The organism is Halalkalibacter lacteus (assembly GCF_036663595.1).
In the GTDB taxonomy this organism is placed as follows: Bacteria; Bacillota; Bacilli; order Bacillales; family Bacillaceae_D; genus Halalkalibacter; species Halalkalibacter lacteus.
The window spans coordinates 21,259-45,715 of record NZ_JAWRVL010000002.1; the positions used below are offsets into that span (position 1 = coordinate 21,259).

At 38.2% G+C, this 24,457-nt stretch carries 24 protein-coding genes; all 24 read left to right on the forward strand.

Translation table 11 applies throughout. From position 1 onward, the window contains the following. The first annotated feature begins 34 nt into the window (after positions 1 to 34). The 24 genes from SAZ04_RS01575 to SAZ04_RS01690 all read left to right on the forward strand — a co-directional run bounded on the left by SAZ04_RS01575 (position 35) and on the right by SAZ04_RS01690 (position 24,293). On the forward strand, positions 35 to 2,224 hold the full coding sequence (locus SAZ04_RS01575; protein WP_488803315.1) for a penicillin-binding transpeptidase domain-containing protein: 2,190 nt from the start codon (positions 35 to 37) through the stop codon (positions 2,222 to 2,224). A gap of 91 nt (positions 2,225 to 2,315) precedes the next feature. After that, positions 2,316 to 4,235, forward strand: a complete 1,920-nt coding sequence (locus tag SAZ04_RS01580) for a stage V sporulation protein D (RefSeq protein WP_332690027.1) — start codon at positions 2,316 to 2,318, stop codon at positions 4,233 to 4,235. A gap of 119 nt (positions 4,236 to 4,354) precedes the next feature. Continuing rightward, entirely contained in the window at positions 4,355 to 5,836 is a 1,482-nt protein-coding gene (locus SAZ04_RS01585) for a UDP-N-acetylmuramoyl-L-alanyl-D-glutamate--2,6-diaminopimelate ligase (protein WP_332690030.1), read from the forward strand. A 148-nt stretch (positions 5,837 to 5,984) separates the two neighbouring features. Next, positions 5,985 to 6,959 (forward strand): phospho-N-acetylmuramoyl-pentapeptide-transferase, encoded by a 975-nt coding sequence (gene mraY / locus SAZ04_RS01590; RefSeq protein ID WP_332690613.1) that lies wholly within the window; start codon positions 5,985 to 5,987, stop codon positions 6,957 to 6,959. Continuing rightward, complete coding sequence (gene murD / locus SAZ04_RS01595) at positions 6,960 to 8,315, forward strand: UDP-N-acetylmuramoyl-L-alanine--D-glutamate ligase (protein WP_332690033.1); 1,356 nt, start codon at positions 6,960 to 6,962, stop codon at positions 8,313 to 8,315. Between the two features lie 315 nt (positions 8,316 to 8,630). Beyond that, positions 8,631 to 9,728, forward strand: coding sequence for a stage V sporulation protein E (spoVE, locus tag SAZ04_RS01600; protein WP_332690036.1), 1,098 nt, complete (start codon positions 8,631 to 8,633; stop codon positions 9,726 to 9,728). Between the two features lie 213 nt (positions 9,729 to 9,941). After that, the gene (locus SAZ04_RS01605; protein ID WP_332690039.1) at positions 9,942 to 10,067 is read left to right on the forward strand and encodes a hypothetical protein; all 126 of its coding nucleotides are present in this window, start codon (positions 9,942 to 9,944) and stop codon (positions 10,065 to 10,067) included. A 59-nt stretch (positions 10,068 to 10,126) separates the two neighbouring features. Continuing rightward, positions 10,127 to 11,218, forward strand: coding sequence for an undecaprenyldiphospho-muramoylpentapeptide beta-N-acetylglucosaminyltransferase (murG, locus tag SAZ04_RS01610; protein ID WP_332690042.1), 1,092 nt, complete (start codon positions 10,127 to 10,129; stop codon positions 11,216 to 11,218). Positions 11,219 to 11,285: 67 nt separating this feature from the next. Further along, the gene (gene murB, locus SAZ04_RS01615) at positions 11,286 to 12,203 is read left to right on the forward strand and encodes a UDP-N-acetylmuramate dehydrogenase (RefSeq protein ID WP_332690045.1); all 918 of its coding nucleotides are present in this window, start codon (positions 11,286 to 11,288) and stop codon (positions 12,201 to 12,203) included. A 158-nt stretch (positions 12,204 to 12,361) separates the two neighbouring features. Next, the gene (locus SAZ04_RS01620; protein WP_332690048.1) at positions 12,362 to 13,141 is read left to right on the forward strand and encodes a cell division protein FtsQ/DivIB; all 780 of its coding nucleotides are present in this window, start codon (positions 12,362 to 12,364) and stop codon (positions 13,139 to 13,141) included. Further along, positions 13,125 to 13,841, forward strand: a complete 717-nt coding sequence (locus tag SAZ04_RS01625) for a DUF881 domain-containing protein (RefSeq protein ID WP_332690051.1) — start codon at positions 13,125 to 13,127, stop codon at positions 13,839 to 13,841. Before SAZ04_RS01620 ends, SAZ04_RS01625 begins: the two co-directional genes overlap by 17 nt. 13 nt (positions 13,842 to 13,854) lie before the next feature. Beyond that, positions 13,855 to 14,556 (forward strand): DUF881 domain-containing protein, encoded by a 702-nt coding sequence (locus SAZ04_RS01630; protein WP_332690616.1) that lies wholly within the window; start codon positions 13,855 to 13,857, stop codon positions 14,554 to 14,556. Between the two features lie 2 nt (positions 14,557 to 14,558). Next, on the forward strand, positions 14,559 to 14,915 hold the full coding sequence (locus tag SAZ04_RS01635) for a small basic family protein (RefSeq protein ID WP_332690054.1): 357 nt from the start codon (positions 14,559 to 14,561) through the stop codon (positions 14,913 to 14,915). Between the two features lie 191 nt (positions 14,916 to 15,106). Continuing rightward, entirely contained in the window at positions 15,107 to 16,387 is a 1,281-nt protein-coding gene (ftsA, locus tag SAZ04_RS01640) for a cell division protein FtsA (protein WP_332690057.1), read from the forward strand. Between the two features lie 43 nt (positions 16,388 to 16,430). Then, the gene (ftsZ, locus tag SAZ04_RS01645) at positions 16,431 to 17,564 is read left to right on the forward strand and encodes a cell division protein FtsZ (RefSeq protein WP_332690060.1); all 1,134 of its coding nucleotides are present in this window, start codon (positions 16,431 to 16,433) and stop codon (positions 17,562 to 17,564) included. Positions 17,565 to 17,865: 301 nt separating this feature from the next. After that, on the forward strand, positions 17,866 to 18,792 hold the full coding sequence (spoIIGA, locus tag SAZ04_RS01650) for a sigma-E processing peptidase SpoIIGA (RefSeq protein ID WP_332690063.1): 927 nt from the start codon (positions 17,866 to 17,868) through the stop codon (positions 18,790 to 18,792). A 24-nt stretch (positions 18,793 to 18,816) separates the two neighbouring features. Next, positions 18,817 to 19,530: an RNA polymerase sporulation sigma factor SigE gene (gene sigE / locus SAZ04_RS01655; protein WP_332690066.1), complete on the forward strand. Its 714-nt coding sequence runs from the start codon at positions 18,817 to 18,819 to the stop codon at positions 19,528 to 19,530. Between the two features lie 306 nt (positions 19,531 to 19,836). Next, entirely contained in the window at positions 19,837 to 20,622 is a 786-nt protein-coding gene (gene sigG, locus SAZ04_RS01660; protein ID WP_332690069.1) for an RNA polymerase sporulation sigma factor SigG, read from the forward strand. Positions 20,623 to 20,821: 199 nt separating this feature from the next. Then, positions 20,822 to 21,115, forward strand: coding sequence for a YlmC/YmxH family sporulation protein (locus tag SAZ04_RS01665; protein ID WP_332690072.1), 294 nt, complete (start codon positions 20,822 to 20,824; stop codon positions 21,113 to 21,115). 106 nt (positions 21,116 to 21,221) lie between these two features. Then, positions 21,222 to 22,052, forward strand: coding sequence for a peptidoglycan editing factor PgeF (gene pgeF, locus SAZ04_RS01670; RefSeq protein WP_332690075.1), 831 nt, complete (start codon positions 21,222 to 21,224; stop codon positions 22,050 to 22,052). Positions 22,053 to 22,054: 2 nt separating this feature from the next. Next, positions 22,055 to 22,735, forward strand: a complete 681-nt coding sequence (locus SAZ04_RS01675; RefSeq protein WP_332690619.1) for a YggS family pyridoxal phosphate-dependent enzyme — start codon at positions 22,055 to 22,057, stop codon at positions 22,733 to 22,735. A gap of 22 nt (positions 22,736 to 22,757) precedes the next feature. Continuing rightward, positions 22,758 to 23,210, forward strand: coding sequence for a cell division protein SepF (locus tag SAZ04_RS01680; RefSeq protein ID WP_332690078.1), 453 nt, complete (start codon positions 22,758 to 22,760; stop codon positions 23,208 to 23,210). Positions 23,211 to 23,236: 26 nt separating this feature from the next. Next, a complete protein-coding gene (locus tag SAZ04_RS01685; RefSeq protein ID WP_332690081.1) occupies positions 23,237 to 23,494 on the forward strand; it encodes a YggT family protein in 258 nt (85 codons plus the stop codon). 22 nt (positions 23,495 to 23,516) lie between these two features. Continuing rightward, on the forward strand, positions 23,517 to 24,293 hold the full coding sequence (locus tag SAZ04_RS01690; protein WP_332690622.1) for a YlmH family RNA-binding protein: 777 nt from the start codon (positions 23,517 to 23,519) through the stop codon (positions 24,291 to 24,293). Positions 24,294 to 24,457: the final 164 nt, after the last annotated feature.

A 24,457-nucleotide genomic window follows, 5' to 3' on the forward strand; every position in this document is an offset into this window, starting at 1 on the left:
CACCTATGGCATAGTAGATAAAGAGGTGAAAACGTTGGAAATAAAAAGATCTGTCACAAACAAGAGAGCGGTTTTGTTGTTAGGCGTTGTACTAGTGTTGTTTTTTATTTTACTTGGTCGAATTATTTATATTCAAACGACAAAGGAAATAGACGGACAAAATTTACAAGCGCTTGGGGAAGAGAGATGGACGATAACAAGGGAAATAGAAGGAGTTCGTGGAACCATTTATGATCGCATGGGAAGTGCGATCGCACAAGAACTCAACTCGTATACTGTATATGCGGTGTTAGATGAAAATTACCGTAGTTATGTAAGAGACATTGAAAAAACAGCAAGCTTACTTGCTCCACATATTAATATGGATGAAGATGCTTTGGCAAAGGCTTTAGAAAATGGAAAAGCAAGTGATAAATTTCAAATTGAGCTAGGGTTAGGCGCTAAAAATATGACTCATGAACAAATGAGAGCGATTCTTGATTTAGAGCTAGATGGAATCTATTTTCGAGATGAACCAAGGCGGTATTACCCAAAACAAACATATGCCTCTCATGTTATAGGTTACACTGAAAGAGATATGGGAGAGGCAAGAATGGGTCTTGAGAGAAGTTTACATGAGCTGTTAAAAGCTGAGGATGGCTCCATTAGCTATCAAAGAGACCGTAAAGGACTCCCTTTGCTAAATCCTAATCAACATATTACACCAGCCAAAAACGGACACGATGTGTACTTAACACTGGATTCAAATATCCAAACAGCACTTGAGCAGGTAATGACTCAAGTCGAGGAAGAATACAATCCTGAAAAAATGATTGCGATTGTTGCTGATCCAAAAACAGGTGAGATACTAGGGATGAGCAATCGTCCAAGTTTTAATCCAAATCAGTACGAGCAAATTACAAACTATTTAAATTACGCAATATCTGATCGGTTTGAACCGGGCTCCACGATGAAAATGTTTACTGTTGCTGCTGCTATTGAAGAAGGGGTTTATTCAGGGGATGAACTCTATCAATCTGGTACGATTCAAGTGGCTGATCGGAGAATAGGAGATCATAATAAAGCGCAAGGTTGGGGTGCAATTTCATTTGATGAAGGGTTTTACAGGTCGTCGAATGTAGCGATGGCTAAATTAGTCTTAGAAAAATTAGGACCAGAAAAACTATATGAGTATTTACAAAAATTTGGTTTTGATCAAAAAACAGGAATTGATCTACCCAATGAGGCAGACAGTTTAATAGCAAAAAGAGGACCAGTTGAATTAGCAACTACTGCATACGGGCAAGGTACTGCTGTGACCCCTATTCAACAAATTCAAGCTGCAACAGCGATAGCAAATGAAGGGAAAATGATGAAGCCGTATATGATTGATCGTATAGTAGATTCAAATACGAATACGGTCGTTCAGAAGAATGAGGCTGAAGTTGTAGGAGAACCGATATCAAAAGATACCGCCACTCAAGTGAAAGATCTTCTTGAAGGGGTTGTTTCTTCTTCAGCTGGTACTGGTCACCCATATCATTTAGATGGATTCAATGTGATTGGAAAAACAGGTACGGCTCAGATTAGTAATCCTAGTGGACCTGGCTATATACAAGGTCATGGAGGGAATATTTTTTCATTTTTAGGAATGGCGCCTAAAGACGATCCTAGAGTCATTGTGTACGTAGCGATAGATCGACCGCAGTTAGAGTTAGATGAAGCAGGTTCGGCTCCGACATCCATGATTTTCAACACGATTATGAAGCATAGTTTACAATACTTAAATATTACACCTTCAGTTGAAGAAATTGTTGAAGAAATAGAAACGGGCTTCGAGACGGAAAATTATGTTGGTCGTTCAGTTCCAGAAGTGAAGGAAAGTCTTAAAGCTGAAGAAATTAATTTAGTTTTACTCGGTTCAGGTTCTACCGTTGAATCTCAACAACCTCTCTCTGGAAAAGGGATGTTACCTCGAGAGCGCCTTTTCGTTAGAACAGATAGTGAGAAATTTCAAATGCCTGACTTAACGGGCTGGTCAAATCGTGATGTTAGAAGGTTTGCCCAAGTTATGGAACTTACTCCGACTTTTTTTGGGAATGGGTATGTAAGAACTCAAAGTTTAGAACCGGGATCTACGATACGAAAAGGTGATTATGTGGTAGTTGAGCTCGAGCCTAATAGCAGTGAAGATGTTTTGGAGGAAGAGACATCTGAACAATCAACTGAACAAACAGGAGAATAAGGAGGAAGAAGCTATAGCACTTGTTCTATCTAGTAACGTACAAGCATACGTTTAATCAAGCTGATATGAAATGTATGCAGGAGGTATTACAGTGCGAGTTTCTAACGTAACAGTACGTAAACGACTAATCATTGTACTTTTTTTGGGACTGGCTATTTTTATCATTATTGCTTTGAGGCTTGGCTATGTTCAGTTTGCATTAGGTGATTGGTTAACGGATCGAGCTGAAGACTCATGGAGTAGGGATGTACCTTTTGAAGCGAAAAGAGGGGAAATTCGTGATCGGAATGATGTAGTCTTAGCAACGAATGTGAGTGCACCATCGATTCTTGTCGTTCCAAGACAAGTAAGAGATCCAGCCGATACAGCGGAGAAATTAGCGTCGGTTTTGGATATGGATCATAAGAAAGCCTATGAGTATGTAACAAAGAATAAGTCCATTGTACGAATCAATCCTGAAGGTAGAAAGGTGACAAAAGAAAAGGCAAGTGAAGTACGTGAGTTACGTTTAGCAGGGGTTTATATTGCCGAAGATAGCAAAAGACACTACCCATTTGGAAGTTATCTATCGCATGTATTGGGTTTTGCTGGGATTGACAATCAAGGGTTGACGGGTCTTGAGTTATACTATGAAGAAGAGTTGAAAGGGACTAGTGGCCATGTATCGTTTTTTTCCACTGCCAAGGGAAATCGAATGCCGAATCTTGCAGATGAGTACACAGCACCTTTAAACGGGCTTGATTTACGGTTAACGATTGATAGTCGTGTGCAAACAACAATAGAGCGGGAGTTAGATATTGCTGAAGCAACTTATAACCCGGATGGTGCCATTGCAATTGCCATGAATCCAAATACAGGTGAAGTATTGGGGATGAGTAGCAGACCACATTATGATCCGGAAAACTTTCGGAATGTAACCCCGGATATATATAACCAAAATAAACCAGTTTGGATGCAATATGAGCCGGGTTCAACATTTAAAATTATTACTCTTGCAGCTGCTTTAGAAGAGGGAGAAGTAGACCTTGAGAAAGATACATTTAATGACCCTGGTTATATTGAAGTGGCTGGAAGAAATTTGCGATGTTGGAAAAAAGGTGGTCATGGACACCAAACGTTTTTAGAAGTTGTACAAAATTCTTGTAACCCTGGATTTGTTGTACTTGGAGAAAGGTTAGGGAAAGATAGATTATTTGATTACATTGAAGACTTTGGTTTTGGTCAAAAAACAGGAATTGACCTACAAGGAGAAGCAACTGGTATTCTTTTTAACCGAGATCGTGTTGGCCCCCTTGAGCAAGCGACTACTGCTTTTGGTCAAGGGGTAGCTGTTACTCCGATTCAACAAGTGGCAGCAGTTTCTGCTGCGATTAACGGAGGATACTTATATCAACCATACTTAGCAAAAGAATGGGTCGATCCTTTAACTGGTGAAGTCGTTGAGAAACAATCTCCTATCATGAAGCGACGCGTTGTCTCAGAACAAACTTCAAAAGAAGTTCGTTATGCTCTTGAACATGTTGTTGCGTTAGGATCTGGTAAAGGAGCTTTTCGGGATGGATATCGAGTGGGTGGAAAAACAGGGACAGCTCAAAAAGCAAAAGATGGCCGTTATTTAGAAAATAATCACATCGTCTCATTTATAGGATTTGCACCTGCTGATGACCCGCAAATTGTTGTATATGTCGCGATTGACAATCCGAAAAATACGTTGCAATTTGGTGGAGTTGTAGCAGCGCCGATTGTCGGTAATATTATTGGAGATAGCTTGCTGGCGATGGGGGTTGAAAAGCGTGAAGGTCAAATTGAGAAAGAACTAACTTGGACAGATACCCCGTTAATTGAAGTCCCTGATTTAATAGGTCGAACGAAGCGAGAGATTCATGAATCTTACTATGAATTAAAAGTTGAAGCAGACGGTGAAGGTAGTCATGTACTAGCGCAATCACCTGAACCGGGAGTCAAAGTAACAGAGGGTTCAACAATCCGACTTTATATGGGTGACAAATAAGGACAAAACGTCTAAAATAATTAAGGTGTTTGGAAAAATGGTCAACATTGTCCAAAAGGGAATGGCGAATTTTTGAACGCTATATTGTGATATGGATGGATTGAGAGGTCTGAAGAATTATGAAGCTACAAGAGTTACTTTTATCATTACGTTTTCAAAAAATTACGGTTGGTGTAAATCCTGAAGTTACGTCTCTTGAAATGGATTCTAGAAAAGTAAAAGCGGGTACTGTATTTATTTGTATAAAAGGGTATACAGTAGATGGACATGATTTTGCTGAACAGGCAGTAAATCAAGGGGCGGTCGCTATTATCGCTGAACGCCCTCTCTCTGTGTCGGTCCCTGTAATAATTGTACCAGACACAAAACGAGCTATGGCAAAGCTTGCTTGTCACTACTATGACAATCCAACGGAAAAACTTCATCTAATTGGGGTTACAGGAACAAATGGAAAAACGACCGTAACACATCTCATTGAAAAAGTAATGCAGGATGCCAAAAGAAAAACAGGTTTAATTGGTACGATGTACACAAAAGTTGGGGCTAAGCAGTATGAGACAAAAAACACGACGCCTGAATCATTGCCATTGCAGCAGCTATTTAAAGAGATGCTAGCAGAACAAGTTGATACAGTGATGATGGAAGTGTCGTCACACGCACTTCACCTAGGGAGAGTTCGGGGCTGTGACTTTGATGTCGCTGTGTTTACGAATTTGACACCAGATCACTTGGATTATCATGAATCGATGGAAGCTTACCTTTATGCAAAAGGCCTTTTATTTGCTCAACTTGGTAATACGTTTACAGATAAAGTAGCGGTGCTAAATGGTGATGATCCTGCATCGATAGAGTTTTCCCGGTTAACAACAGTAGATGTAGTTACATATGGCGTAAAAGGAAAAGCTGACGTTATGGCGACAAATATTAGGATAACTCCTTCTGGAACAACGTTTGACATTGATGCATTTGGAGAACGTGAATCGATATCACTTCAACTGATTGGAATGTTCAGTGTATACAATGCACTTGCAGCTACCGCAGCCTCTTTAGTTTCAAATGTAAAGCTTAAAGATATTAAAAAAAGCTTAGAGCAAGTAAAAGGGGTACCGGGCCGATTTGAAGCGGTAGATGAGGGGCAAGATTTTACTGTCATTGTTGATTATGCACATACAGCGGACAGTCTAGAAAATGTGTTAAAAACAGTAAAAGACTTTGCGACACATCGTATTTTCGCCATTGTTGGGTGCGGAGGAGACAGGGACCGGACAAAGAGACCAGTTATGGCAAAAATTGCAAGTGACTATGCAGATCGTGCTATCTTTACTTCAGATAACCCTCGTTCGGAAGATCCCAAAAAAATTATTCAAGACATGGTTGCTGGCGTTCGGAAAGGGCAATTTGAAGTGATTCTTGATCGAAAGCAGGCAATCAAACAAACAATAAAAGAGGCCGCAAAAGGCGACATCATCGTAATAGCAGGAAAAGGTCATGAAACGTATCAAATAATCGGTGATACGACGAATCATTTTGACGATCGTGAAGTAGCTCGTGAAGGAATTTTAGAACGATCGGATTTTAATGATAGTCTGTTAAACAAGTAAAAGGGTGCAAATGATATTTTCTTGTAGTGATTGACATATAAGAATAGATTGAATGATAACAATAAAAATAGAATAGATTGACGTATCAACCTTTAATAAGTAACAAAGGATAGGTCATTCATTGAAAAGAAAGGAGGAATGATCAGTGATGTTAGAGCGCGTTTTACTTCTTACCTTACTGCTTTCATTTCTAATTGCTGTCCTCCTGTCTCCGCTTTTTATCCCTTTTTTAAGAAGACTTAAATTTGGGCAAAGCATTCGTGAGGAAGGTCCAAAATCACATCAAAAGAAAAGTGGAACCCCAACAATGGGAGGAATTGTCATTGTCCTTACCGTTTTGGCGACGACTTTATTTATATCAACTCGTTTTTTAGCTTTTAGCCAAGAAATTCTATTATTGCTACTCGTAACAGTCGGGTTTGGCTTAGTTGGATTTTTAGACGACTTTATAAAAGTTGTCTTGAAACGGAATCTTGGATTAACTTCGAAACAAAAATTAGTTGGGCAATTACTCATTTCAGTTTTATTTTATATCGGCCTAATTCAAATGGATTTTTCCACTGAAATTACGATTCCTGCTACTAGTTATTCGATTGATCTAGGTTGGTTATACTTACCACTAATTATTATCATGTTAGTTGGAGCATCAAATGCTGTAAATTTAACGGATGGGTTAGACGGGCTGCTTGCTGGAACAGGAGCAATCGCTTTTGGTGCTTTTGCAGTTCTTGCATGGCATGCAGGTTTTATTGATGTTTCGATTTTTAGTGCAGCAATCGTCGGTTCGGTACTTGGATTTTTAGTGTTTAATGCCCACCCAGCCAAGGTCTTTATGGGGGATACAGGGTCATTAGCATTAGGTGGAGCGATTGCAGCGATTGCCATTATGACGAAAATGGAAATTTTGCTTGTTTTAATCGGTGGGGTTTTCGTTATTGAAACTCTTTCGGTTATTATTCAAGTTATATCATTTAAAACGAGAGGGAAACGGGTATTCAAAATGAGTCCTCTTCACCATCATTATGAACTTTCAGGTTGGTCTGAATGGCGTGTTGTCGTGACATTTTGGTTTGTCGGTATGATTTTTGCTTGCTTAGGAATCTATTTAGAGGTGTGGTTGTAAATGAAGTCACAAGAACAATTTAAAGGAAAAAAAATCTTAGTACTAGGTTTAGCGAAAAGTGGGGAAGCGGCAGCAAAGCTTCTTTCTAAACTTGATGCTATTGTAACTGTGAATGATTCAAAGCCTTATGAAGAGAATGAAAAGGCAAAAGAATTAGAGAAACTCGGCATCCGGGTTATTTGCGGTCATCATCCTGTTGAATTATTGGATGAAGCGTTTGACTTTGTTGTTAAAAATCCTGGAATCCCATATTCTAATCCGATTGTCAGTGAAGCGTTAAGGAAAGGGTTAACTGTCGTAACCGAAGTTGAATTAGCTTCGATTATTAGTAAGGCTGAAATTGTGGCCATTACCGGTTCAAACGGGAAAACAACAACAACAACGCTTATTTATGAAATGTTAATTGGCAGTAAGAAAGAGCCTCTAATAGCTGGGAATATTGGTACTGTGGCATGTGAGGTAGCAGAGAAGGCAACATCTGAAAATATCATTGTGCTAGAAATGTCTAGTTTCCAGTTGCTTGGAACTGAAACCTTTAAGCCAAAAGTTAGCGTCTTTTTAAATTTATTTGATGCGCATCTTGATTATCATGGAACAAAGGATGAGTATCGCTATGCAAAAGCGAAAATAACAGCTAATCAATCAAAAGAGGATTTCTTAGTCTTTAATGCAGATAATGAAGATGTTGTCCTAGTGGCAGAGACTAGTTCTGCAACGCTTATTCCCTTCTCTGTTACAAAAAAGCTAGATGCTGGTTTGTATATCAAAAACGGGGCAATTTATTATGATCAACAAAGAATTGTCTCAGTAGATTCAATTGTATTACCTGGCGCCCATAACCTTGAGAATATCTTAGCGGCAATTGGAGCAGCCCTAATAATGGGAGCGACGATAGAACAAATTAACCATGTTCTGACAACATTTAGTGGCGTAGAGCATCGTTTGCAATATGTTAAAGAGTTTAATGGCAGACGTATTTACAATGATTCGAAGGCCACGAATATTTTAGCTTCTCAAAAAGCTTTAGAAGCATTTGATCAACCTATTATTTTGTTAGCCGGCGGATTAGATAGAGGGAATGAGTTTGACGATTTAGTTTCCTCATTAAGCAATGTAAAAGCACTTGTTACATTCGGACAGACGAAAGAAAAACTTGCAAAAACAGCGAAAAAAGCCAATGTCGATACAATTCTTTTTGCTCAGTCAATTGAAGATGCAGTAAAGAGTGCATATGAACAATCTGAGCGAGGAGATGTCATTTTGCTTTCACCAGCTTGTGCAAGTTGGGATCAATTTAAGACGTTTGAGGAACGGGGAGAGCGTTTTGTACAAGCGGTTGAACACTTAGGAATATAAAGGAGTATAAACGATTTTCTTCTCTTCACAAATCTTTATGCGAATTCTTTGCAATAAGAAGCCATCTCTTTGGAGTTGGCTTTTTTGCGTAGAAACAACTTAGTATTTTTATGCCCAATTGGAAATTTCAATACTACTGCTGGGAGTTCATTTAAGACTTAGTGATGGACATGTTTTGAACACTTCATGCATACGTTTAAGTTGAGGGGTTGTACAGTCGAATTTAGAAAACTTGTATTTCAAGATATTGAAGAAAGGAAGACCGACCTTTTGATCAACTCTATAACTTAATTCCTGTTAGATGAGGTGTATGAAATGCCAAAAGTGAAAACAGCGCCAGATTATGTACTGATGTTTACAACGATTGCGCTCTTGGTGATTGGGTTAATAATGGTTTATAGCGCAAGTGCTGCATGGGCAAATTACAGATTTGATGATTCTTTTTTCTTTGCCAAGCGACAGCTGTTTTTTGCTGGAGTAGGGGTCATGACTATGCTATTTATGTTGCGTGTTGATTATTGGACATGGCGTACTTGGTCAAAAGTCATCGTAATTGTTTGCTTTATTTTGTTGGTCATCGTTTTAATACCCGGTGTCGGGCTCGTTCGTGGTGGTGCAAGAAGTTGGTTGGGGATTGGAGCCTTTTCAATTCAACCTTCTGAATTTATGAAAATGGCTATGATTGCCTTTTTGGCAAAGTACTTATCTGAAAATCAAAAGAAAATTGTTTCCTTTAAAAATGGTCTTGTTCCTTCCCTTGTTCTTGTTATGGTTGCTTTTGGAATGATTATGTTGCAACCAGATTTAGGTACAGGTGCTGTCATGGTTGGAACATCTGTCATTATGATCTTTGTTGCGGGGGCTCGTCTCAGTCATTTTGCATGGTTAGGGATTGCTGGTTTAGCTGGATTTGTTGCTTTAATTGCATCTGCTCCTTACCGGATAAAACGAATCACTTCATTCTTAGATCCTTGGTCAGACCCTTTAGGAAGCGGCTTTCAAATTATCCAGTCTCTTTATGCAATAGGTCCTGGGGGCTTAATGGGAATGGGCCTTGGAGAAAGTAGACAAAAATACTTTTACTTGCCTGAGCCCCAGACAGACTTCATCTTTGCTATTTTATCTGAAGAACTTGGATTTATTGGGGGCTTCATCGTTCTCTTCTTATTTGGGATATTACTTTGGAGAGGAATTAGAATTGCTTTAGGGGCGCCAGATTTATTCGGGAGCTTCTTAGCAGTTGGAATTATCTCGATGGTTGCGATTCAAGTCATGATTAATATCGGTGTAGTAACAGGTTTAATGCCAGTCACAGGAATCACGCTTCCGTTGCTTAGTTATGGAGGATCATCTCTAACGTTAATGCTAGTCTCAATTGGTGTGTTGTTAAATATTAGTCGTTATGTAAGGTAAGAAAGAAAAATTGTGAAACCCTATAATAAGCATGAGTTCCTTGACTGTCTTATAAGTTCGTGTTCAAAAAAGTGGTTGTAATGCTCCACATGCTACTCGCTTATTCTGAAAAAGTCACTTAAGTATAGGCCTAAAAGATGCAGCGGCCCCACTATTAGGAAAATACTCATAAGAAATAGTCTTGATCCATGTGAAAGTGTGAAAGAAAGTGGAATGATGAAAAAACTAGCAGGATTCGTGTATAATACAAGTTCTGTTCATGATAAAATGGTAGTAGAGGTTGTTCAAAAAGGGAAGTGTTCCCTTTATCCAATTGAACAGCCTCATAGCAATGAATGAAGCTATTAAATACCTCTTTTTGAACATGCACTAGTAATCAATTATTTGGGAGGAAGCCGATGAGAGTAGTTGTAAGTGGAGGAGGCACAGGAGGCCATATTTATCCCGCCTTATCGTTAATTAAAGAAATAAAAAAGAAACATGAAGGTGCAGAAATTCTGTACATAGGGACGTCTCGTGGACTAGAAGCGGAGATTGTTCCAAGAGAGAACATCCCATTCGAGACAATACATATATCGGGATTTAAACGAAAATTATCAATTGAAAATATTAAAACGATCACACGTTTTCTAACGGGAACCAAACGAGCAAAGAAATTAATACAAAACTTTAAACCAGATGTTGTCATCGGCACAGGTGGATATGTTTGCGGCCCTGTTGTTTATGCGGCAGCAAAGTTAAATATACCAACTGTGATTCATGAACAAAACAGTGTTCCAGGCTTAACAAATAAGTTTTTAAGTAAGTATGTTGATCGTATTGCGGTCTGTTTTGAAGAAGCAAAACAATTCTTCCCAAAGGAAAAAGTTGTTTTTACTGGTAATCCAAGAGCCTCGGATGTCTTAAATATTGATAGAGAAGCAGGTAGAGCTTCACTTAGTCTTGATACAACTAAGAAAACGGTCTTGATTGTAGGGGGGAGCAGAGGGGCTAGACCGATTAATGATGCATTTCTTTCAGTAATTGGAGAATGGTCAAAAAAGAATTACCAAGTAGTCTATGTTACGGGTTCTGTTCACTATGATGCCGTCATGGAAAAGGTAAATGAAGTTGAACAATCAAGGAATGTGATTATAAAACCGTTTATTCATAATATGCCAGATGTATTAGGGGCAATTGATTTAATTGTTGCTCGTGCAGGAGCTACGACATTAGCTGAGATTACTGCACTCGGTTTGCCGAGTATCTTAATACCGAGTCCATATGTTACAAATAATCATCAAGAGAAAAATGCGAATGCTCTAAAAGTGAATGGAGCAGCAATTGTGCGAAAAGAGCTAGAAATGAGCGGAGAGACATTACTTAAAGATATTGATCATGTTTTTTCCGTGAAAGGAAAATGGGATGAAATGAATCGTGCATCACTAGAATTAGGTGTTCCGCATGCGGCTAGAAATGTCTATCAAGTTCTGATAGACGTTTCACGATAAATAGGCATGTGCATACTGTGAAAATAGATAGTTTAACTTCTTGTAGCATGAAAAGAGGGAACAAAATATGAAACCATTTATTGAAAAAGTAAAACAAGAAAATATTGGCATTGTAAAAGAAAATGAACCCCTTTCTAATCACACAACATGGAAAATCGGGGGACCGGCAGATGTATTAGTTGAACCAGATCATGTAGAGAGCGTGAAGAAACTAATGGATCTTATTGGATTATATGGTGTTCCTTGGCGAGTTATAGGCAGGGGATCAAATTTGTTAGTTGCAGATGGAGGGATTGAAGGAGTTGTTATAAAGTTAGGAAAAGGAATGGACCATCTTGAGATTAAGGACGATACCATTCAGGTAGGTGGGGGTTATCCTCTTATTAAGCTAGCTACTGTTATAAGTCGTGAAGGACTTGCTGGTCTTGAGTTTGCTGGAGGTATACCTGGATCTGTAGGTGGGGCGGTTTTTATGAATGCTGGAGCACACGGATCAGATGTTTCAAACATTCTCAAAAAAGCCTTAGTTCTTTTTCCAGATGGACGTCTTGAATGGATTAAAGGGGAAGATATGGACTTTTCCTACCGAACATCTCGTCTCCAGAGAGAAAAGGGCATTTGTGTTGAGGCTGTCTTTCAATTAGAAAAAGGAGATAAAGCTGAGATCGTCAAGCATATGCAAGCCAATAAAGATTACCGGCGAGATTCTCAACCATGGAAGCATCCAACATGTGGAAGTGTTTTTCGAAATCCACTTCCGAATTATGCTGGTCAATTAATTGAAGAGGCTGGATTAAAGGGATTTCAAATTGGTGGAGCGCAGATATCAACGATGCATGCCAATTTTATTGTTAACATCGAAAATGCGAAAGCACAAGATGTACTTGATTTAATTAACCATGTTAAGCAGACAATAAAAACAAAATATGACATAGATATTGAGACGGAAGTAGAAATGATTGGTCGCCCAAAAGAAAACGATTAAAATAGATTAATTTCAGAAGTGAATATGTTACAATTAAGAAAATAGTAAGATCGAGTAAGGGGTGTCCTTCCTTTCGTTTTATAGGGGAGGAAGGAGGCTTTTCTAGTTTAAGAATGGTTACTTTTACAAGGATGGCAAGAGTAGTCGGAGGAGTAAATATGAGTAAGGAAAAAGTCGTCACAATTAATGAACGAATTCCATCGCTAAAAGAGCAACGGAAGCAGCGTGCTAATCGGCGTTTGCTGTTTTTTTTATCTTTCTTTTTCTTACTCCTTTTACTGATGGTCTATTTTCAATCTCCATTAAGCCATGTTAGAAATGTAGATGTTAAAAGCAATTATTTTGTTTCTGAAGCTGATATCATTAAATTAAGTAAAATCAATAATGGGACAAGCATGTGGAATTTAGAAAAAGAAGCAGTAACAGACCGTTTACTGGCTCATAAGGAAATTGCTAATGTTAGTATTGATAGACAATTCCCGAGTACAGTGAGGATTTCAGTTGAGGAGTATTCTAGAATTGGTTATCTTTATCGAGATGATAAATATTTTCCCATTCTTGAGACTGGTGAATACTTAGACGAATTACCTAAAAATAAATTTCCATCGGATGCTCCATTTTTACTTGATTTCACACAAGGTGAGGTATTAGCAGAATTATCAGCTGAATTGCAAAAAATATCGAGCCGCTTAATTGAACGAATTTCAGAGGTGTATTATAAGCCAACAGACAACGATGCTCTTTCCATCGTTCTTTATATGACAGATGGTATTGAAGTTCATACGTCAATTAGAAACCTTTCAGAAAATCTGGCTCCCTACCCTTCTATTGTTAAGGAGTTAGATCCAAACAAAAAAGGAATTCTCCACATGAGAATGAGTCCTTATTTTGAAGAATTAGAAGTGGAGGAGGAAACAGATATTGAAGGTGAAGGGTAAACATATCATTCTATCCTTCGTCTTGCTTGTTACTGGCTTTATCTTAGCACTGAGTTATGAAATAACGAGTGAAAGAAGTTCGCCTCTTCAGCCAGGGATAGAGCGGCAATGGGAACTTGAAGATGAGCTTAGAAACCAAGTTATTATGGAGCAAACGACAAATCGAAAATTACAAGAAGATTTAAGGTTATTCCAAGCACAAGTAAGAGACCTTGAAAGTAACCTAGCTTCAATGGACGAAGAAAAAGAAGTAAAAGCTCAAAATTTATTAGAAGACATTGAACGCTTAAGGAAAATCGTAGGACAGGTCGAAGTAGAAGGTCCAGGTATCGAAATAGCATTAGAAGATGCAGATTACATGCCTGATGGTGCGAATCCAAATGATTATATTGTACACGAATTTCACATTCAGCGAGTTGTTCACGAGTTGTTTGTTGCAGGTGCTGAAGCTGTAGCAATCAATGGTTACAGAATCTCGCATCAATCATATATTCAGTGTACTGGACCGGTTATAAGAGTAGATGGCAATACGTCATCGGCCCCTTTTTTGATTACAGGAATTGGGGATCCAGATCATCTGGAATCCGCTCTGACGTTACCAGGTGGGGTACAGTATCAATTAGTTAATGATGAGATTACCGTAAGGATTCAAAAGAAAAATATGATTACATTAGACCCTTATTTGTCAGAGAGAGGGTGATGAAATCTTGAATATGCAATGGATCTTTATGATCGTGACCTGTATCATTGGTTTTATGTTAGCTGTCCAATTCCAATCAACTCAAGAACCCGTTATTAGAGACACAAGAGATATTCTTGAGTTACGAAGAGAGTTGCAGGCAGAGCAAGAGAGGCGCCAACAATTGAATAGTGAAATTGACAAAGCGCAGGCATTATTACTGCAATATGAAAGGTCTGCAGAAAATAGGGAAGAAGATCTTATCGACGTTCTTACACAGCAAGTCGAAGAGTTACGTATCAACGCAGGGCTTGAACAATTAAGTGGAGAAGGGCTGATCATAACAATTGATTCGTTATATCATGACCAATTTTTCGGTCAATCAAAACGGACTCCACCTTCTGAAGTAATGCGATATTTAGTTAATGAACTAAATATTTATGGTGCAGAGGAAATCGCTGTAGGAAATGAACGTATCATTTCAACATCAGCTTTTCGAGATGTAAATGAGATAACGTATTTAAACAACCGACGCTTACCGCCTCTTCCACTTCAAGTTAAAGTACTTTCTGATAAATCTGAGAGCTTGCACAATCAAATGGTCGTATCAGCTTCACTAGAGTATTTGGAAATTAGAGGGTTCTCCTTAACTGTTGAAATGGTTGACGAAGTGGAGATTCCAGCATACGATCAGACGCGACGAGTTCGTTATATGGAAGAAGTGAAGGAGGGGTAATCGTGTGGTTACCGATTGTTGGGTTAATAATAGGGGTTTTGTTAGGTTTAATGACAGAATTTCGAGTTCCGGCCGAATACTCAAACTACTTATCAATTGCTGTATTAGCAGCTTTGGATACGCTGTTTGGTGGTATACGTGCATATTTACAAGAAACGTTTGAATCAAGTGTCTTTTTGTCTGGTTTTTTCTTTAATATACTTTTAGCAGCAGGTTTGGCTTTTCTAGGTGTCCATCTTGGTGTAGACTTATACTTAGCAGCCATTTTTGCATTCGGTGTTCGTTTATTTAATAATATTGCTGTTATTCGCAGAATGTTGCTATCTAAATGGCAAGCGAACCATCAAAATAGTAGATAAAAAAATTGAACTATGAAATCTTATGAAAAATCACTAAAAATTTCAGAAAGTCGCCATTTATAAAAGGGATAACTATATCTAATGTTGAATTAGTCTAGAGTCTATGAAATTCTAAGAATCGCTAATTCTAAAGAGAGATTATAGTTGTGAATTATATTGACGCGATGGATTACACGAGGAGGTGCCATAGATTGAACAGCAACGAGATTTACGTCAGTTTAGACATCGGTACATCCAATGTCAGAGTGATCATTGGTGAAATGTCAAATGGAACGATGAATATTATTGGAGTTGGGAAATCGAACTCTGAGGGGATAAAAAAAGGTTCAATTGTTGATATTGATGAGACAGTTCAATCCATCCGAAGAGCAGTGGAGCAAGCCGAACGGATGGTAGGACTTTCAATAAAGCAAGTGATTGTCGGAGTGAATGGTAATCACGTTCAACTCCAGCCTTGTCACGGTGTAGTTGCGGTTTCAAGTTCTGATCGAGAAATTGGAGATGAAGATATTTCGCGTGTTATTGATGCTTCTCAGGTCGTTTCGATTCCACCAGAACGTGAAATTATTGATGTTATTCCAAAACAATTTATTGTCGATGGTTTAGATGAAATCAATGATCCTCGTGGTATGATTGGTGTTAGGCTTGAAATGGAAGGTATGATTATTACAGGGTCGAAGACGGTTTTACATAATCTGCTTCGTTGCGTGGAGCGTGCAGGATTACAAGTTGCTGATATTTGTTTGCAACCATTAGCATCTAGTTCTGTTGCAATATCAAAAGATGAGAAAAGTTTAGGTGTCTGCTTAGTTGATATTGGTGGTGGGTCAATTACGATTTCTGTTTTCGAGCAAGGAACATTGCAGAATACAACTGTTCTTCCATTTGGTGGCGATCATATTACAAATGATATTGCGATTGGCCTACGAATTTCTACTGAAGAAGCAGAGCGAATTAAAACAAAGCATGGACATGCCTATATCGATGATGCTTCTCAGGAAGAGCGTTTCGAAGTAACAACTATTGGCAGGGCGGAGTCTGAAGAGTGTACGCAGTTTGAACTCGCTCAGATTATCGAGCCAAGGGTGGAGGAAATGTTCGAACTTATTTATCGAGAAATTACTCGTTTAGGTTATCGAGATTTTCCTAGTGGATATGTCTTAACAGGTGGAACTGTAATGACTCCAGGTGTTTTAGAATTAGCTAGTGAATTATTGCCAGGAAACGTTAGAATTGCTGTTCCTGATTATTTAGGTGTACGTGAATCTCAATACACTACTGGGGTTGGGCTTATCCAATTCGCTTATAAAAATGTAAAGGTTCAAGGAAAGGAAGTTGCTGCTGCTGTAACTTCTACTGAATCTCATCAAGAACCGAAGCAAAATCGAAACGAGTCACAAACAGGTAGTAAAAATGAAAAACCTAAAACTAAAGGGAAAATGAAGAACTGGTTTAAAGTCTTTTTTGAATAGAATGATACGGAAACGGGATATAGTCTGATTAGGGGGACCTTACATGTTAGAGTTTGAAATGGATATGGAACAATTAGCACAAATTAAAGTAATTGGAGTTGGCGGTGGTGGTAGTAATGCCGTTAACCGAATGATAGAAAATGGATTGCAAGGAGTAGAGTTTATTGCGGTAAATACCGATGCTCAAGCTCTTCATTTATCAAAAGCTGAAGCTAAATTACAGCTAGGAGGTAAATTAACGCGCGGATTAGGAGCAGGAGCAAATCCTGATATCGGTAAAAAAGCTGCTGAAGAAAGTCGTGAGCAGCTTGAAGCGGTATTACAAGGAGCCGACATGGTGTTTATTACAGCTGGTATGGGCGGTGGAACAGGTACAGGTGCAGCACCTGTAATTGCTGAAGTTGCTAAAGAATTAGGCGCGCTAACAGTTGGTGTTGTAACACGACCATTTACGTTTGAAGGACGTAAGCGATCTACACATGCAGCTACAGGAATTCAAGCATTAAAAGAGAAAGTCGATACATTAATTGTTATTCCAAATGATCGGATTTTAGAAATTGTTGATAAGAATACACCAATGCTTGAGGCATTCAGAGAAGCAGATAACGTACTGCGTCAAGGTGTACAAGGTATATCTGATTTAATCGCTACACCAGGGCTAATTAACTTAGACTTTGCAGATGTTAAAACAATTATGAGTGAAAAAGGTTCTGCTTTAATGGGAATCGGAATTGCAACTGGAGAAAACCGTGCAAGTGAGGCCGCGAAAAAAGCCATTTCAAGTCCATTACTTGAAACATCTGTTGATGGTGCACAAGGTGTCTTAATGAACATAACTGGTGGGTCTAACCTTTCGTTATATGAAGTTCATGAGGCTGCTGAAATTGTCTCAGCCGCTTCTGACCAAGAGGTTAATATGATCTTTGGTTCTGTAATCAACGAGAATCTAAAAGAGGAAATAGTTGTTACCGTTATAGCTACAGGGTTTGATGATGTTGAAAATGCTGGACAACGATCTGGATCTCCAACTATTTCAAAAGGTCAAGCCAATCAAGCTCCTGTTCAAGAAGAACAAAAAGATACTCGGTATACGCAAAGAAACTCTGCACCGACAGAAGCAACGGATACGTTAGATATTCCAACCTTCTTACGAAATCGTAGAAATAGAAATCGCTAATTTAAAAAGCTGGTTCATGGTCTCAGACTTTGAATCAGCTTTTTCTAATGGAAATGATCATACACAAAGGTCTTAAGTTAAATATGAAGAAAGAATTTTTATTTTTAGTTCTTTTCATTTTTTCTGAATTTACTTTTGCCCAATATTCCCCGAAAAAGGCATTATTATTTCCGTACATGAAAAGTAGACATTTTTTCTGAAAATCTCTTAAAATAACCCCCTCAAGCTTGTCATGAAGCGACAGACTTCTTACTAGAATTTGGTATATACTTGTTTCAAATCGATGGATGTGAGGATGGATATGACCTTATATATTGATGTGATTTGGGTACTGAATCTTTGTATCGATTATTTGCTAATTGCTTTAACGGCTTTAGTGTTAAAGCGACGTTTCCATCATATTCGAATGATCCTAGCTGCAATATTTGCATCGCTTATTGTGTTCTTAATGTTCAGTCCTGTTGCATTTTTATTTTATGAGCCATGGATGAAATTTCTTTATTCAGCGGTGATTGTCTACATTGCGTTTGGGTATAGACGGTTGCGCTACTTTTTACAAGGTTTACTTATGTTTTATTTTGTAACATTTATGACGGGTGGTGGATTGTTTGCACTACATTTCTTTTGGCAGACCGAGGTTGATATATTTGAAGGAATCCTTCAAGTAAACTCGGGTTATTTTGGTAGCGGGATAAGTTGGGTGTTCGTAATGATTGGTTTTCCATTAATTTGGTTTTTTTCAAAGCACCGTTTTGAAACAATTGAGACGAAGCAAGTACAATACGATCAACTAGTAGATGTTGATATTTCCATTTCAGGGTATACATTTCGAACGAAAGGATTAATTGATAGCGGTAACCAATTATCTGATCCAATATCGAAAAAGCCAGTGATGATCATTGAGGCAACGTTGCTTCATCCTTTTTTTACAGAAGAATCGATCAATCATGTGATGACAATTCACGAGCATGTAGGTCTAAAAAAAGAAGAAGATAATCGTTTATTAGAACGAACTTGTATTATTCCATACAAAGTCATTGGGCAATCTTCCCCATTTTTAACGGGTCTAAAGCCAGACAAAGTGAAAATCTATCATAAAGAAGAACAGTTTGAAACTAAGAATGTTCTGCTAGGATTACAGGATAAAGAATTATCTGCTGATGGAGCTTTTAAGTGTATCGTTCATCCAAAGTTAGTACTCGGTGTTTCCACTGATAAGCTAGCATAATCCAGTAATAAGGAGGCACACAACATGCTAAAGCTAAAGATAACCTTATGGTGGTACAAATTAATGTATCGACTAGGAATGAAATCTGATGAGATCTATTACATAGGAGGAAGCGAGGCACTACCACCTCCGCTTTCAAAAGAGGAAGAAGCTGTTTTATTAAAGAAATTACCGTCTGGTGACAAAGCTGTTCGGTCAATGTTGATTGAACGAAACTTACGTCTAGTTGTCTATATTGCACGTAAGTTTGAAAATACGGGCATCAATATTGAAGATTTAATTAGTATTGGGACAATTGGGTTAATCAAAGCTGTTAATACATTTAATCCAGAAAAGAAAATCAAGCTAGCAACGTACGCATCCAGATGCATCGAAAATGAAATCCTTATGTACCTACGTCGAAACAATAAGACAAGATCAGAAGTGTCGTTTGATGAACCATTAAATATTGACTGGGATGGGAACGAATTACTCCTTTCAGATGTTTTAGGTACAGAAGAAGATATCATTACAAGAGGCATTGAGGAAAAGGTAGATAGGAGATTATTGGTAAAAGCACTCCATACGTTAAATGATCGTGAAAAACAAATTATGGAGCTCCGCTTCGGACTAGCTGGAGATGAAGAAAAAACACAAAAAGACGTTGCTGACATGCTAGGCATCTCACAGTCCTATATATCCCGCCTAGAAAAACGAATCATCAAACGACTACAAAAGGAATTCAATAAAATGGTATAAGAGGTTGTTCCAAAAGGTTGGTTTTTACCTTTTGGAACAACCTCTAAGCATTGAGCGAAGCCGTTGCATGGTTTTAAGTTCTATCTGAATGGGTTTCTCAGATAGAACGCGCAACGACTTGTATAAGAGGTTCTAATTTAATCACTGTTAAAAAATCACCTGGAAAATATTTTTTTATTCTGTTTTTATTGTCGTGACGTGCACGAGCGATGTCGATCTATTTTATTCGACAACGCTCGTGCATATTTTTCCCTTCTGAGGAGATACTTTTCTTAGACATCATCTCCCGCGATAGGAGGGAAAGAATTGACACGAAATAAAGTTGAGATTTGCGGTGTAGATACCTCGAAATTACCTGTTCTTAAGAACACTGAAATGCGTGAGCTATTTCAGCGATTGCAAAGTGGTGAAACAAGCGCACGAGAAACTCTAGTTAACGGTAACTTACGTCTAGTGTTAAGTGTAATTCAACGATTCAACAATCGCGGAGAATACGTTGACGATCTGTTTCAAGTAGGTTGCATTGGCTTAATGAAGTCGATTGATAATTTTGATTTAAGCCAAAACGTTAAATTCTCTACATACGCGGTCCCTATGATTATAGGGGAAATTCGTCGCTATTTGCGCGATAACAATCCGATCCGTGTCTCTCGTTCTTTACGAGATATCGCCTATAAAGCGTTGCAAGTACGGGATCAGATCATGTCAGGAAAAAAACGTGAAAAAGAACCAACTGTCCAAGAAATTGCAAAGGTATTAGATGTACCGAAAGAAGATGTTGTTTTTGCGTTAGATGCGATTCAAGATCCAGTATCTCTATTTGAACCAATTTATAATGATGGTGGGGATCCGATTTTCGTCATGGATCAAATCAGTGACGAACGGAATAAAGATGTCAATTGGGTTGAAGAAATTGCATTAAAAGAAGCAATGGTTAGATTGAATGACCGAGAAAAAATGATATTGAATATGAGGTTTTTCCAAGGGAAGACTCAAATGGAAGTTGCAGATGAAATTGGAATATCTCAAGCGCAGGTATCTCGCTTAGAAAAAGCAGCCATTCAACAAATGAATAAACATGCTCAAATTTAAAAGATTAGACTGAGGATGACTCGTAAGGCACCTTAATTAGAAGACAGAATTCTTGTGATAAACGACACACAAGATACTCTGATAACTAAGAAAGGACAGGCCTTTTGAGTCATCCTCTTTTTGGATTAGTATTTGTTCATAAAACCTATACAACCTCGCATATAGTATAAGACGTAATACTATGAAAGAGGGGAAGAAAATGATTAAAATATCAGAATTACAAGTTAAAGATATTGTTAATATGGATAATGGAAAACGCTTAGGTCATTTAACTGATTTAGAAATCAACTTATCTACGGGGGCAATTGAAGCATTGGTCATTAATGGTTCTGGAAAAATGATGGGGCTATTTGGGAAAGATTCAGAAGAAATTGTTGTCCCATGGAAAAATATTATTCGAATTGGTTCTGATGTCATTCTTGTTGAAGTGCCAAGTGCTTTTGGGAGAAAACCAGTGAATTTTGAACAAGTACCGACAACAAGAAAGCGATAAAGTAAGAAGAAAGTCGTTTCTTGTATGGGCGGTCCTATGATAAAATGAAAATATACTAAATGTTTCCTTTATATTCATGTAAAGTGAGGGGAGGAGGGGAAGTCGGATGGAACCTTTTGTTCAAACCAAGGAAAGGTATTTAACAATTAAGGAATGGCAACAAGCCCATCCTCACCTCATTGTTGGTTTTTCTACTAGAAGAGGTGGCCAGAGCAACGAACCATATAACAGTTTAAATCTAGGATTTCATGTCGGAGATGACCTAGAAAATGTCAGGCAGAATCGACGCCTATTAGCAAATGACATTCAATTTCCAATGACTAGATGGATCGGTTCAGAACAAGTTCATGGGTCTACCATTAAAAAGGTTACCCAGATTGAAGCTGGATTTGGAAGTGAAGATCTTGACACGGCTATTGCCAGTACAGACGGAATGTATACGTTTGAGAAAAATTTGTTATTAACAAGTTTATATGCTGACTGTGTTCCTTTATATTTCTTTGCACCAAGTCACGGTGCTATAGGGCTTGCGCATGCTGGATGGCGTGGGACAGTTCAAAATATTGGATCAGCTATGATAAAAAGGTGGACAGTTGAAGAAGGGATACCTCTTAATGATATTCATGTAGCAATCGGGCCTTGTATAAGTCAGTTAGCTTATGAAGTGGATCAGAAAGTGATAAAGGAAGTAGAGAAATGTTGGCCTAATGATTTAGCTCATCTTCCATATATGAAACAATCGAATGAAAAATATCTCCTTGATTTACGAGAAGTGAATAAAGAGCTTATGAGAAAAGAAGGAATTAAACAGGGTCAGATCTTTGTATCTGCCGTCTGCACAGCTGATGATGAAAGAATGTTTTCACATCGTGCTGAAGCTGGGAGGACAGGAAGATTAATGAGCTTTATTGGTTTCCGATTGGAAGGTGATGAATGAAAATGAGCGTAAAGGAAAAGTTGATTTCTATTCAGAAGGAAATTGAAGTTGTATGCAATCGTGTTAAACGTAATCCTGCTTCAATTCAAATTGTAGCAGTTACAAAATATGTAAGTGTTGAAACGACTGAAAAAGCACTTAATGCAGGTTTAATACATATTGGTGAAAATCGTGTAGAAGGAGCCGTGCAAAAGTGGGAAGCATTACATGAGAGTGGGATTTGGCATTTTATTGGTTCCATGCAGACTCGAAAAGTAAAACAGATTATTGGAAAGTATGAATACCTTCACTCTCTTGATAGATTGTCACTTGCCAAAGAAGTGGACAAGCGATTAGAAGAGGGGCAAGTAATGAAATGTTTCGTTCAGGTAAATGTTTCAGGTGAAGAATCAAAGTCTGGTCTTGCACCGGAAGAAGTCATTCCTTTTATAAAAGAGCTTTCAACCTTTCAAGGAATCCAAGTGATTGGACTTATGACAATGGCTCCTTTCTTTGATGATGCTGAATTAACGAGACCTATTTTTCGGAGGTTAAAAGAAATAAAAGATTCAGTAATGGCTTTACAGCTTCCCTATGCTCCATGTACAGAACTCTCAATGGGAATGTCTAATGATTATCGAGTAGCAATTGAAGAAGGAGCGACATTTATTAGACTCGGATCAGCTCTTGTAGGACGAGAATAAACTAGTCGAGAGGAGAATATAAATGGGGATGAAGTCAAAGTTTAAACGTTTTTTTGAATTAGAGGATGAATATGAAGAGGTGGAAGAATTTATCGATGAGCAATATGAGCAGGAGGAACCTGAGCCGAAACGTCGTTCACGACAAGTAGCATCGAAACAACAGTCTAATTCTCCACAGAATGTCGTTAGTTTGCAAAGTGTACAAAAAGGAACGAAAGTGATGCTTCTTGAGCCTCGGACCTATGATGAAGCACAAGAGATTTCTGATCACCTAAAGAACCGAAAAGCTGTTATTATTAACTTACAGCGCATCTCGCATGATCAAGCAAAACGTATAGTCGATTTTTTGAGTGGAACAGTGTATGCTATTGGAGGAGACATCCAAAAAATCGGTTCAAACATCTTTTTATGTACTCCTGATAATGTAGATGTATCAGGAACAATTACAGAAATGATGCAGGAGCATTTTGAATAGTTAGTAGGTAGAAGGTGGTGAGTATTTTGCAAACAATTGGGTTATTGCTTTATCAAGCATTATATATTTATTCTTTTTTTATTATTGGTTATATCCTTATGTCTTGGTTTCCCAATGCACGGGAGTCTTCACTTGGTCAATTTGTAGGTCGAATTGTAGAGCCATATTTAGAACCATTTAGAAAATTTGTTCCGCCACTTGGAATGATTGATTTATCTCCTATCGTCGCGATTATTGTATTACGTTTAGCGAGTACGGGTGTCGCATCACTTTTTGGGATATAAAAAGAGATGGGAGTGACCAACAATTAGTATTTATCAGCACTTTCGTGAGGAAGAGCGGCCTTTTGTTGACCAAGTAATCGAGTGGCAAGGTGATGTTACGTTACGTCATTTGGACCGATTGAGTGATTTTCTCGATCCAAGGCAACAAGAAATTGTTCGGACCATAGTCGGACAAGATGATGAAGTGAGCCTCTCTTTTGCGGGAGGCTCTCGTTTTGCAGAGCGATGTCGTCTTCATCTTGCGCCGCCGTATTTAGAAACGTCCGTTGATGACTTTAGGCTTACTCTTTTCTCCATTGAATACCCATTCAAATTTGTTACGTTAGAACATCGTGACATCTTAGGTTCTATGATGAATATTGGTGTGAAACGCGAGAAATTTGGAGACATTTTTATTAGTGAAAACGGGATTGCGCAAATAGTTGTTGCGAGTGAAATAGCTGACTATGTCGAAATGAACATTCAAACAATTGGAAGAGCATCAGTCCGGTTGAATCGAATTCCTCTATCTGAGCACATTATACCTAAAGACGAATGGGAAGAAGCAGTAATAACTGTTTCTTCAATGAGATTGGATGTTGTTCTTGCTCAAATGTACAAGCTTTCGAGATCAAAAGTTATTCCGTTTATTGAAAAAGGGTTAGCAAAAGTTAATTGGAAAACAGTTGACCGTCTTGACTTTCTTTTGCAGGAAGGCGATTACATATCTGTCAGAGGATTTGGACGAGCACGATTATCTGCAATCGAAGGATTAACGAAAAAAGAAAAGATTCGTTTGCGATTTGGAAGAAAGCGTTAGGAAAGATTGAAAAAGTTGCAGGATTTTTGATGTTCGTGTCGAAATATTGTTTATTTATAGGGGAACATCGTAATTTATAGAACATCTTACTATGCTCATTTAAAACAAATGTTATTTTGTAGCTATAGTTTTAATTAAGCGAAATAACGTAAACAACTTGGAGG

Coding starts and splice junctions, on each gene's coding strand:
- SAZ04_RS01585 (WP_332690030.1), top strand. CDS start 4,355: ATGAAGCTACAAGAGTTACTTTTATCATTACGTTTTCAAAAAATTACG.
- mraY (WP_332690613.1), top strand. CDS start 5,985: ATGTTAGAGCGCGTTTTACTTCTTACCTTACTGCTTTCATTTCTAATT.
- murD (WP_332690033.1), top strand. CDS start 6,960: ATGAAGTCACAAGAACAATTTAAAGGAAAAAAAATCTTAGTACTAGGT.
- spoVE (WP_332690036.1), top strand. CDS start 8,631: ATGCCAAAAGTGAAAACAGCGCCAGATTATGTACTGATGTTTACAACG.
- SAZ04_RS01605 (WP_332690039.1), top strand. CDS start 9,942: ATGATGAAAAAACTAGCAGGATTCGTGTATAATACAAGTTCTGTTCAT.
- murG (WP_332690042.1), top strand. CDS start 10,127: ATGAGAGTAGTTGTAAGTGGAGGAGGCACAGGAGGCCATATTTATCCC.
- murB (WP_332690045.1), top strand. CDS start 11,286: ATGAAACCATTTATTGAAAAAGTAAAACAAGAAAATATTGGCATTGTA.
- SAZ04_RS01620 (WP_332690048.1), top strand. CDS start 12,362: ATGAGTAAGGAAAAAGTCGTCACAATTAATGAACGAATTCCATCGCTA.
- SAZ04_RS01630 (WP_332690616.1), top strand. CDS start 13,855: ATGCAATGGATCTTTATGATCGTGACCTGTATCATTGGTTTTATGTTA.
- ftsZ (WP_332690060.1), top strand. CDS start 16,431: ATGTTAGAGTTTGAAATGGATATGGAACAATTAGCACAAATTAAAGTA.
- spoIIGA (WP_332690063.1), top strand. CDS start 17,866: ATGACCTTATATATTGATGTGATTTGGGTACTGAATCTTTGTATCGAT.
- sigE (WP_332690066.1), top strand. CDS start 18,817: ATGCTAAAGCTAAAGATAACCTTATGGTGGTACAAATTAATGTATCGA.
- SAZ04_RS01665 (WP_332690072.1), top strand. CDS start 20,822: ATGATTAAAATATCAGAATTACAAGTTAAAGATATTGTTAATATGGAT.
- pgeF (WP_332690075.1), top strand. CDS start 21,222: ATGGAACCTTTTGTTCAAACCAAGGAAAGGTATTTAACAATTAAGGAA.
- SAZ04_RS01675 (WP_332690619.1), top strand. CDS start 22,055: ATGAGCGTAAAGGAAAAGTTGATTTCTATTCAGAAGGAAATTGAAGTT.
- SAZ04_RS01680 (WP_332690078.1), top strand. CDS start 22,758: ATGGGGATGAAGTCAAAGTTTAAACGTTTTTTTGAATTAGAGGATGAA.